Source organism: Litoribrevibacter euphylliae (genome assembly GCF_042646085.1).
Taxonomy (GTDB): Bacteria; Pseudomonadota; Gammaproteobacteria; order Pseudomonadales; family Litoribrevibacteraceae; genus Litoribrevibacter; species Litoribrevibacter euphylliae.
Genome location: NZ_JBHRSZ010000003.1, coordinates 1 through 623 on the forward strand (window position 1 = coordinate 1; position 623 = coordinate 623).

1 pseudogene is annotated in these 623 nt (G+C 48.5%); it reads right to left on the reverse strand.

From position 1 onward, the window contains the following. Window positions 1–609, reverse strand: a pseudogene (locus ACFOEK_RS07575) (hypothetical protein); the annotation flags it as partial. Between the last annotated feature and the right edge of the window lie 14 nt (window positions 610–623).

A 623-nucleotide genomic window follows, 5' to 3' on the forward strand; every position in this document is an offset into this window, starting at 1 on the left:
GTCCACATCGTCGTTGTATCCATCACCATCTGTATCTGCTAAAGACGGTAACGAACCATGCGCATACTCTTCGATCGCGGTTAGGCCATCGTTATCAATGTCCAATGCCGCATCCGATGCATCAAACGGATCCAAGCCCACCTCAATTTCCCAGACATCTGGCAAGGTGTCGTTATCATCGTCTTCGTCCGCGTTGTTACCAATACCGTCGGCGTCGTTGTCCGCCCACTCAGTCTCATCAAACGGGAATACATCATTCACGTCTAAGTGACCATCGTTATCGTCGTCAGTATCGGCGTTATTACCAATGCCATCTTGGTCGTTATCTACCCACTCGTCTTTACTTAACGGGAAGGCATCATCTTCATCGAGATAACCGTCGTTATCATCGTCGGTATCCGCATTGTTCCCAATACCATCCAAATCGGTGTCGTATTGTTCCGTTGGATCTTCACGGAACGCATCATGTAAATCCTCTACACCATCACCGTCTGTGTCTGGACGGCCTGTGCCTATGTAGCCAGGATCAAAGATGAACAGTTCATCGGCTGTCGAGCTAAAGAAGTATGAAGGGCCCGCAACATAGGTAGAACTTAAATTTACGGCCATCCCAAAGTCATGGT